The sequence below is a fragment of the Amycolatopsis sp. NPDC059027 genome (assembly GCF_042739735.1).
In the GTDB taxonomy this organism is placed as follows: Bacteria; Actinomycetota; Actinomycetes; order Mycobacteriales; family Pseudonocardiaceae; genus Amycolatopsis.
Genome location: NZ_JBHYIK010000067.1, coordinates 48352 through 54936, shown reverse-complemented (window position 1 = coordinate 54936; position 6585 = coordinate 48352). Strand labels below are relative to the sequence as shown.

6 protein-coding genes are annotated in these 6585 nt (G+C 70.8%); 3 read left to right on the top strand and 3 right to left on the bottom strand.

Features of this window, described 5'->3' with window-relative positions; all coding sequences use genetic code 11:
* Positions 1-148: 148 nt before the first annotated feature.
* Entirely contained in the window at positions 149-2389 is a 2241-nt protein-coding gene (locus ACFWY9_RS35280; protein WP_378340894.1) for a helicase-associated domain-containing protein, read from the bottom strand.
* A 95-nt stretch (positions 2390-2484) separates the two neighbouring features.
* Between ACFWY9_RS35280 and ACFWY9_RS35275 the strand changes: the two genes are divergently transcribed.
* The 3 genes from ACFWY9_RS35275 to ACFWY9_RS35265 all read left to right on the top strand — a co-directional run bounded on the left by ACFWY9_RS35275 (position 2485) and on the right by ACFWY9_RS35265 (position 5837).
* Positions 2485-2667, top strand: a complete 183-nt coding sequence (locus ACFWY9_RS35275; protein ID WP_378328733.1) for a hypothetical protein — start codon at positions 2485-2487, stop codon at positions 2665-2667.
* A gap of 101 nt (positions 2668-2768) precedes the next feature.
* Positions 2769-4169, top strand: a complete 1401-nt coding sequence (locus ACFWY9_RS35270) for an NAD-dependent malic enzyme (RefSeq protein ID WP_378328701.1) — start codon at positions 2769-2771, stop codon at positions 4167-4169.
* 123 nt (positions 4170-4292) lie between these two features.
* Positions 4293-5837 (top strand): alpha/beta hydrolase, encoded by a 1545-nt coding sequence (locus tag ACFWY9_RS35265; protein WP_378328700.1) that lies wholly within the window; start codon positions 4293-4295, stop codon positions 5835-5837.
* A 45-nt stretch (positions 5838-5882) separates the two neighbouring features.
* Here ACFWY9_RS35265 and ACFWY9_RS35260 read toward each other — a convergent pair whose 3' ends face one another.
* Both ACFWY9_RS35260 and ACFWY9_RS35255 read right to left on the bottom strand, forming a co-directional pair.
* Positions 5883-6293, bottom strand: coding sequence for a PIN domain-containing protein (locus ACFWY9_RS35260; protein WP_378328699.1), 411 nt, complete (start codon positions 6291-6293; stop codon positions 5883-5885).
* Positions 6281-6547: a type II toxin-antitoxin system Phd/YefM family antitoxin gene (locus tag ACFWY9_RS35255; RefSeq protein ID WP_378340893.1), complete on the bottom strand. Its 267-nt coding sequence runs from the start codon at positions 6545-6547 to the stop codon at positions 6281-6283. The genes ACFWY9_RS35260 and ACFWY9_RS35255 overlap by 13 nt, the downstream gene beginning before the upstream one ends.
* Positions 6548-6585: the final 38 nt, after the last annotated feature.

Below are 6585 nucleotides of genomic sequence, written 5' to 3'. Positions count from 1 at the left end.
CTGGAGTACGAGCAGACCCACCGGTCACCACCGCCCGTAGCGGCGTGACCGGGTTTCATGAAGGCAACAGCCTCCATGAAACCCGGGGCGGTCCATGGCGTTGGTTGCGTCCAACGCACCCAACGCCACATTGGGGCGTTTCGGCCCGCTACTCCTCGACCAGCGCTGCCGAGGTGATGCGGTGCAACGGATATCGCTCGTTGTCCGACCCTTCCAGGACTCCGCTGCCGACGCGGATCGGCCGCACGACCCGCTGGCTCGCCGTGCCTCGCGAGTCGACGAAGCCGATCCAGACTTCGCGGCGTTCCAGCGTGGCCCGTGAAAGCAGTTCCAACGTCGCCGAGGTGTCCGCGCCGCCGCCGACCGGGGCGCGCACGGCGGCGCCGCGGCGACGTGCGGAGGCGGCGTCGCCCGCACGCAGGTTCGAAACGATGCGCTCGGCCTGCTCGTCGGTCAGCACGGCCTGCTCCCCGGTGCCCCGCCGCGCGGCGCGGGCCTTGGCGGGCAGGCGCCGTCCGCCGTGCCGGAGGTCGAGGACCCGGCCGTCGGGGCCTTCGGCGGCGGGAGCGAAACCCGCGGCACGCAGGCCGTCGATGACCTCGGCCAGCGGGACCGGGCTGATCAGCACGGTCGGCGCGATCATCCGCAGGTCGTATTCCGCGGCGACCGGGCTCGCCAGCACCTCCGCGAGCAGTGCTTCGTCGTCGCAGCGCAGGAACGAACCGGCGGCCCCGCCACGCAGGCGGCCGTGCCGCCGGGCGACGTCGTCGACGAGGTAACTCAGCGCCTGTGGCACCGGAGTCGCCGACTTCGCGCGGAACAGCGCGTGCAGTTCGTCCGCGGTGCGGCCGGTGTCGAGCGCGCGCCGCACCGACGCCTCGGTGATGCGGTAGACCGTCGCGTGCCCGGCGGATTCGACGTCGGCGACCGCGGCCATCTCGGCGGCCAGCTCGGGTTCCAGCGGTCCGGGCGCGACCACCGTCAGATCCGCCTGGACCAGCACGTGATCCACCGGCGCGGGCAGCGCGTCGAGGATCTTCTCCACCGCTCGTGGACGGTCTTCGTCGAGCAGGGCCCGTGCCGCACTGGTGAGTGCGCCGAGGCCGACGAGGCCCAGCGAGGTGGCCTCCGCCATCGTCCAGCGCACGGTTTCGTCGCGCAGCCGCCCGCCCCGGCGCGGTGCGCGCCAGGCCAGGACCGAGACGAGTTCGTCGGTGCTCTTCACCCCGGCGCCCTCGGGCAGCTCCGCCAGCGCGGCGAGCACACGCCGTCGCGCGACCGGCGCGAGCGGACGCCGCAGTTCCTCCGACAGCGGCGCGATCGGCTTGTCCTTCGCGTCCCGCCCGCCCGCGAGCCCCGGCAGCCTCGGCAGTTCCAGCCACGCTTGCGTCAGGGTGATCCAGCGCTGCGCCGTCGGCGAGGCCAGCCACGAGTCCATGAGCGTCGTCGGCACCCACTCCGGCGTGGCCGCTTCGCTGTCGGCGACCAGCCCGGCACCGACGGCGAGTTCGGCCAGCAACGTGGCGTGTGCCTCCTCGACCTCCAGATCCTTGGCGAGTTTCCGCAGTTCACGCACGCCGAGACCGCCGGATTTCAGCACCGGCGGCGGCTGCTCGGCCCACGACGTCAGCAACGCCTCGGTGTGCCGGAGCAGTTCCATCGCCTCGCCGGCCGCCGTCTTGTCCACTGTGGACGTCTGATGTGGATGGACCGGCAGGTCCGGTTCGGACAGTGACGTCTCGGGGAAGACCACGCCGCCGCGAAGAGCCACGCCGAGTTCGCGCGGCAGCTCGACGGTCTGATCGTCCCGCCGTAGCAACAGCCCGCGCGCGAGGAGCCGCTGCACCGGGGTTTCCGCGCGCGCCAAGGTGATGTCGAGGCCGGCGTCGCGGGTCCGGCCGATCGGCGGGCCCGCCGACAACGTCGTCAGTAGTGCTCGCTCGTCCGCGCCGACGTCCGCGAGCAACGTCTCGACGTCGGCTCCCGCCAGCGCGGGCGACGAAGCGCCGAGACCGGCGGGGAAGGGCCCGAGCGCGTCCCGCATCGACGGCGGTACGCGCAACGCGTCGTCGGGTCCCCACACGAGCGCGCGGGCACGCAGCCGCGCGAGGGCTTCGGCGACGTCGGCTCCGACGAGGTCGGCGATGGCGGCCAGCGGTACCGGCCCGGCGTCGGCACCCGCGAGCAGGAGCGCGTCCAGCACGGCGAGGGTGAACGTGTCGAGGTCCTCGCAGGCCCGCGCGATCGAGCCCGGGGTGCCCGCGCGCGTGGCGAGCACGGTGGTGTCGGACGGGGGCGGGGTCGACAGATCACGCCGCGAGCGGAGCAGCGCGGTCAGTGCGTCGTCGGACTCCGCACGCAGCCAGTCCGCCAAAGAGGTCGCGGGCATAGACGACCAGGATACCGGGCTGGTGCCGGTCCCCGAGCCGTGCTCAGGCAGACTGTGTACCTGAGGACCGGTTGAGCAAGTTCTTGGAGGGCGTTGTGGCGAAGGGTCAGCAGAGCAAGAGCAAGGGCATCGACCCGACGTGGCCTGCGGAGAACGGTGACCACCCGGTGACCGAGCTGGCCGCCGACCGGCAGGGCGCGCTGTCGCCGTTCGGCGACACCACGTTCCCGCTCGAGCAGGTGCCCTACCGGCACCCGCAGACGGAGATCAACAAGTAGCGTTGTTACTGGTCAGTCACCCAGCTGGGGCCGCGTGGCGCCGATCACGGGGCTAGGGTTTCACCCGTCCCATTCGGAGTTTCCCAGCGGGGGTAAGTGCCATGCCGGTTCCCGGTCCCGGGTATTCGATCACTGTCCGGGTCGAGGCCCCGGCGTCGTCCACCGCCGCGGGTGATCTGACCACCGCCGTCGGGCGTGTCGGCGGTGTCCTGACGGCGTTCGACGTCGTCGAGTCGCACGCCGACTCGATCGTCGTCGACATCAGCGCCAACGCGCTGTCGGAGAACCACGCGCAGGACATCACGCAGACCCTGGACTCGCTGCCGGGCGTGCGGGTCCGCAAGGTCTCCGACCGGACCTTCCTCATCCACCTCGGCGGCAAGATCGAGGTCACGCCCAAGGTCGCGCTCCGCAACCGTGACGACCTCTCCCGCGCGTACACCCCCGGTGTCGCGCGGGTGTGCCAGGCGATCGCGAACAACCCCGAGGACGCCCGGCGGCTGACCATCAAGCGCAACACCGTCGCCGTGGTCACCGACGGGTCCGCCGTGCTCGGCCTCGGCAACATCGGCCCCGCCGCGGCGCTGCCGGTGATGGAGGGCAAGGCGGCGCTGTTCAAGAAGTTCGCCGACGTCGACGCCTGGCCGGTCTGCCTGGACACCCAGGACACCGAGGAGATCATCAAGATCGTCAAGGCGATCGCGCCGGTATACGCGGGTATCAACCTCGAGGACATCGCCGCGCCGCGCTGCTTCGAGATCGAGGCGCGGCTGCGCGAGCAGCTCGACATCCCGGTGTTCCACGACGACCAGCACGGCACCGCGATCGTCGTCGTCGCCGCGCTGCGTAACGCGCTGCGCGTGGTCGGCAAGAACATCGAAGACTGCAAGATCGTGGTCAGCGGCGTCGGCGCGGCCGGCTCGGCGATCATCCGCCTGCTGCTGCGCAAGAACCCGGCCGACATCGTCGCCGCCGACATCAACGGCATCGTGCACCCCGACCGCGGCGACCTCGACGACAACCTGGCCTCGATCGCGGCGGAGACGAACAAGCAGCGCGCGTCCGGCACGCTGCACGAGGCGCTCGTCGGGGCCGACGTGTTCATCGGCGTCTCGGCGCCCAACCTGTTCGGCGCCGAGCAGGTGGCCACCATGGCCGACGACGCCGTCGTGTTCGCGCTGGCCAACCCGGATCCGGAGGTCGACCCGCTGGAGGCGCAGAAGCACGCCGCCGTCGTCGCCACGGGCCGCAGCGACTTCCCGAACCAGATCAACAACGTGCTGGCGTTCCCCGGCGTGTTCCGCGGCCTGCTCGACGCGCACGCGCACAAGATCGACGACACCATGCTGCTGGCCGCGGCCGACGCGATCGCCGACGTCGTGGACAACGGCAAGCTCAACGCGTCGTTCATCGTGCCCAGCGTGTTCGACAACGCCGTCGCCCCGGCGGTCGCCGACGCGATCAAGAAGGCCGTGCGCGCGGAAGCCGCCGAACGGGCGTAGGGAAAACCCTGACGCGGGATTCACCACCGTGGGGGACGCCGGATACGCCCGGAGACGGACGCCCCCGCGGTGGGAAGTCCCTAGCCTGATTCCGACGATGCCGTCGATATCAGGGGGTTTGGGATGCGTTCGTCCGTCTCGCGCGGACTCGGCCTGCTGGCCGCCGCGGTCGCCACGACCGCGATCGTCGTACCCGGTACCGCCGCCGCGGCGGAGAGCCCGGCGGTGAAGTGGGGCCCGTGCCCTGCCGACGTCGCGGCTCCGCAACTGCAGTGCGGCACGCTCGACGTCCCGCTCGACTACCGGAAGCCGGACGGGAAGAAGCTCCAGGTCGCCGTGTCGCGCCTGGCCAGCACGAAACCCGCGCAGCGCCGCGGTGTCCTGCTGATGAACCCGGGCGGCCCCGGTGGGCCGGGCCTGAACATGCCGTTACAGCTGCTGCAACTCGGCCTGCCCGCCAGTGTCGCCGACAGTTACGACCTGATCGGCTTCGATCCGCGGGGTGTCGGCCACAGCACGCCGGTGACCTGCGACCTGAAGACGCTGCAGAGCAACGTGCCGCCGTACGCGCGTGACGCGGCCGACGTCGCGAAGCGCGCCACGGCGGTGGAGGGCGTCGCGAAGAAGTGCGCCACCTCGAAGACGGCGTCGATCCTGCCCTACATCACCACGGCGAACACCGCCCGCGACATGGACGCCATCCGGGCCGCGCTGGGCGAGAAGAAGATCTCGTACTACGGCATTTCCTACGGCACGTACCTCGGCTCGGTGTTTTCGACGCTGTTCCCGCAGCGGACCGACCGGATCGTGCTCGACAGCGTCGTCGGCCCCGGCGGCCTCGACGTGACCGGCTCGCGCCGGTTCGGCCAGGGTTTCCAAGACCGCTTCCCGGACTTCGCGAAGTGGGCGGCGGCGCGCAACGACAGCTACGGGCTCGGCAAGACGCCGCAGCAGGTGACGGCGAACTACTTCGCGCTGGCCGAGCGGCTCGACAAGACTCCGGTGGGCGCCATCGACGGTTCCGCGTTCCGCGCCGGGGTGCTCGGCGCGCTGTACGACACCACTTCGTTCCCGAAGCTGGCGCAGCAGTGGCAGGCACTGACCCGTGGGGTCACACCCGCCGTCGAGGCGGCGGCGTTGCCGCCGGAGGCCATCGAAAACCTGCTCGCCTCGCAGCTGCACGTGGCCTGCAACGACAACGCCTGGCCGCGCTCGGTGGCGACGTATCAGCACAACGTCGCCGTCGACCGGGAGCGGTACCCGATGTTCGGCGCGGCGGCGGCCAACATCTGGGCGTGCGCGTTCTGGCCGTCGCAGCCGCTCGAACCGCCGGTGAAGATCGGCGACCGCGGTCCGTCGAACATCCTGGTCGTGCAGAACCTGCGTGACCCGGCGACGCCGCTCGTCGGTGCGCGGGAAACCCGCCGGGCACTGGGTGACCGGGCCCGGATGGTGACGGTGGACCAGGGCGGCCACGGCGTGTACGTGTTCGCGCCGAACGCCTGTGGCAACAACGCCGTGAACCGGTTCCTGGTGGACGGGCAGCGTCCGGCGCACGACACCGCCTGCGGTGCCGACACCGGGAACGCGTTCAGCGGGCTGTCGCCCGAGCAGCAGCGTCAGCGTGAGCAGGCGCTGGACGAGCGGCGGGCACTGCCGGTCTCCTGAGGTTGTGCCCAGCCGGTGAATCCCGGGCTTTCGCGGGCCCGGGATTCACCGGCTGCGTTCGAGCAGCCGCACCTCGACATCGGGGAGTTCGTCGAAACGTGCGTGGGCGTCAGTGGTCACGAGCACCCTGCCGGTCGCGCGAGCCGTTGCGGCGATCATCAGATCGTGGGCTCCTCGGCTTTGTCCGGTGCGTTGGAGGTGCGCTATGAGTTCGGCGTGGTGATCGACGATCTCGATGGTGTACTCGACGGTCGGTGTGACAGCCAGGATCTCGTCCAGGTAGGCCGTGTGTGCCGCGCGGCGGGCCGGATTCGGGTCGAGCAGCAGGCCGACGCGGTACTCCGCGATCGCCACAGCGGGTACGGCGACATCATCGTCACTACCGATGGCATCGGACGGCAGTCGTTGCCGGGCCGCCTCGATGAGCACGCCCGTGTCGAGAATCAATCGTGCCACGGGTCGCTGTCCCCCTCGGCGGACGCCGTTTCGCGAACCTTGGCAACGTTGTCCGCGAAGGTTTCGTCCGCGCTCAGCTTGCCACCCCAACGGTGGAACACCGCGCATACCGCGGCGCCGTTCGCGCGCGGCGCGGGGACGATGAGCGCCACTCGGCGCCCATTGCGCGTGACCACGATTGTTTCGCCGTTCTCCGCGTCGTCGAGTACGGAGGAGAACGACCGGGACGCTTCGGAAGCGGTGAGTTCTCGCACAGGAATCAGATTATCAGATAGTGACTGTCTGATCGAGA

Excerpts from the sequence above, each read along its gene's own strand:
- ACFWY9_RS35270 (WP_378328701.1), top strand. The coding sequence starts at position 2,769 with ATGCCGGTTCCCGGTCCCGGGTATTCGATCACTGTCCGGGTCGAGGCC.
- ACFWY9_RS35265 (WP_378328700.1), top strand. The coding sequence starts at position 4,293 with ATGCGTTCGTCCGTCTCGCGCGGACTCGGCCTGCTGGCCGCCGCGGTC.
- ACFWY9_RS35280 (WP_378340894.1), bottom strand. The coding sequence starts at position 2,389 with ATGCCCGCGACCTCTTTGGCGGACTGGCTGCGTGCGGAGTCCGACGAC.